3 protein-coding genes and 1 pseudogene are annotated in these 2913 nt (G+C 42.8%); all 4 read left to right on the forward strand.

Going from position 1 to position 2913, the window contains the following annotated elements; all coding sequences use genetic code 11:
- Positions 1–41: 41 nt before the first annotated feature.
- Positions 42–770, forward strand: coding sequence for a DUF695 domain-containing protein (locus tag JZU62_RS03810; protein WP_295012057.1), 729 nt, complete (start codon positions 42–44; stop codon positions 768–770).
- Complete coding sequence (locus tag JZU62_RS03815) at positions 757–1125, forward strand: diacylglycerol kinase (protein WP_295012059.1); 369 nt, start codon at positions 757–759, stop codon at positions 1123–1125. Before JZU62_RS03810 ends, JZU62_RS03815 begins: the two co-directional genes overlap by 14 nt.
- 59 nt (positions 1126–1184) lie before the next feature.
- Positions 1185–2369, forward strand: coding sequence for a saccharopine dehydrogenase family protein (locus JZU62_RS03820; RefSeq protein WP_295012061.1), 1185 nt, complete (start codon positions 1185–1187; stop codon positions 2367–2369).
- Between the two features lie 84 nt (positions 2370–2453).
- Positions 2454–2913 (forward strand): annotated as a pseudogene (locus tag JZU62_RS03825) (flagellar motor switch protein FliG); the annotation flags it as partial.

A 2913-nucleotide genomic window follows, 5' to 3' on the forward strand; every position in this document is an offset into this window, starting at 1 on the left:
AAAGACCTTATAATGACAAAAAAATAAGGTTTTTGACGAACATGATAGAATTTTACGAACTCCTCGATGATGAAAACATACCCTATCGATGTGATGTTGAACTCGATCTTATCGAAGAAGCTCCCCAAGAAGAACGCCCGTGGCTATTATGGCTCTTTGTCAAAGCACAAAGTGTTACCGATGAGTTAGAAGCATTCAGCAATGATCTCATAACCTCGCTCAATGCCTCACTTGGTACTGTATTTGCGGGCAGAGTGATGAAAGAGGGGTGGGCGGAATTTTATTTTTATGCCTCCCATGCCAAGCGATTTGAAAACATCAGTTCTGAAGTGATGAGTAACCATGGTGGATATGTTTATGAACGCGGTTCATCCAGAGATAGCAAATGGGAGATGTACAGTGATAATCTCTTTCCTGATCCTTACGCTCTGCTGAGTATTCAAAATCGTCACACCATCTCGGCACTTCTCGAAGCGGGAGACGATCTCACAAGAGAGCGAGAAGTAGAACATTATCTCTTTTTCCAAACCAAAACATCGATGGAACGAACCGTAGCACAGCTCTCATCACACGGCTATAGCGCAAAAGAGTACGTCAATGATGATGAGAGTGATCATGCGTATGGTGTTGTCTTGGTCAAAAACGAAGCAATCACACCGGAAATCGTATCCGATACAACAACATCTCTATACGAATCGGCGATTCAAGAACACGGTATCTATGAGGGATGGAGCACAATTATGGGAGAACAAACCAATGGCGCTGAATAAACCGAAATATACCCTTTTTAAAAATACCCGCTATGCCCTCAACGGCTTGCTAGAAGTGAGTCAAAACGAGAAATCGTTTCGCTTGCAAATCATCCTTTTTGTCTCGGGTATGATTAGTGCATGGATGTTGCCGATCTCTTTTGTACAAAGCTCCATACTATCGGTAGCCTTATTTATCCCCATGATGGCGGAAATGATTAACAGTGCCGTAGAACGAACGGTTGATTTGGTGACATTTGATCACCACGAACTCGCAAAACGGGCAAAAGATGCCGGTGCGGCATTGGTATTTCTCTCCTTAACAATGTTGGCGTTTATCTGGGGATTAGTCCTCATAGACGCATTTTGTCTGTAACGTTTTCGTAAGAGACTTTAGCTTATAATTTCCATACTATTTTTATCAGAGGTTTTACTATGGCAACTGCACTTATTATCGGCGCCGGCGGAGTAGGGCGTGTCGTGACACACAAATGTGTCATGAACAATTCCGTATTTGATCGTATCATTTTAGCAAGCCGTTCTATCGGTCGTTGTGAAGAGATTAAAAGCGAACTTCCAGAGGGTGCTATCGAGATCACAACCGTAGATGCGGATAACACCGATGAAGTGATCGCCTTGATCCAAAAATACTCTCCTTCTATTTTAATCAACGTTGCACTACCGTACCAAGACCTCACCATCATGGATGCGTGTATCGCTACTAAGACTCCATACCTCGACACAGCCAATTACGAACATCCTGATGAGGCAAAATTCGAGTATAAACTTCAATGGGAACGTGACGCGGCGTTCAAAGAAGCGGGGATCATGGGACTTCTCGGAAGCGGATTTGATCCGGGTGCAACCAATGTTTTCTGTGCCTATGCTCAAAAACACTATTTTGATGAGATCCACACCATCGATATCCTTGACTGTAATGCGGGGGATCACGGCTACGCTTTTGCTACCAACTTTAACCCTGAGATCAACCTCCGTGAAGTGAGTGCAAACGGACGTTATTGGGAGAACGGTGAATGGATCGAAACCGCACCGTTAGAGATAATGCAAGTATGGGATTATCCTGAAGTGGGACCAAAAGACAGCTATCTGTTGTATCACGAAGAGATGGAATCGTTGGTAAAACACATCCACGGTCTCAAACGTATCCGTTTCTTTATGACATTTGGTCAGAGCTATATTACCCACATGAAATGTCTCGAAAATGTAGGGATGCTCGGAATCGAACCGGTAGAACACCATGGTATGAAAATCGTCCCGATGGAATTTCTAAAAACCTTACTCCCTGACCCTGCATCACTCGGTCCTCGAACCAAAGGTAAAACCAATATCGGTATCGTAGCCGAGGGTCTAAAAGATGGTAAAAAACGTAAAATCTATATCTACCAAGTAAAAGATCACGAAGAGTGCTACGCCGAAGTAAAATCCCAAGGTGTCTCATACACCACAGGTGTCCCTGCCGTTATCGGTGCAAAACTGATGGTTGAAGGAAAATGGAGCGGAAAAGGGGTGTTCAACATGGAACAACTCGATCCTGATTTCTTCATGGATGAGATGAATACCCAAGGATTACCTTGGAATGTAATCGAAATGGAGTGCTAAAGAGCACTTCTACCCGTCAATTAATACCGTTTTCATCCCTCTTCTGATATATTATTTAAAACTATCGATACTGTAGGAACAAAATTGACCCTCAATTCAAATCAGCAACTCTCTTTTGACGAAATGAGTATGACTGAAAAAATTGCTATTTTGCTTATGCAACTCGGTGAAGATGTTACTGCTACTATTTTCTCACGTATGAACGTCGATACAATTACCGAAATTTCCAAATACATCGCTAGTAATCGTTCGGTTGAAAAAAATATCGGCGGAGCAGTCCTCGAAGAGTTTTATGCCATTATTCAATCTAACCAGTATCTTAATACCGGCGGTATGGATTATGCCCGTGAGATTCTCTACAAAGCCCTCGGACCCGAAGAGGCTAAAAAAGTATTAGAACGACTCAGTAAAACGATGCAAAGTACTCAAAACTTTGCTTTTTTATCGAAAATTAAACCACAGCAGTTAGCCGACTTTATTATGAATGAGCATCCTCAAACGGTTGCCCTTATCTTGGCACACATGGATCCTTCAGCGGCGGCGG

It is taken from the genome of Sulfuricurvum sp. (assembly GCF_019163035.1).
Taxonomy (GTDB): domain Bacteria; phylum Campylobacterota; class Campylobacteria; order Campylobacterales; family Sulfurimonadaceae; genus Sulfuricurvum.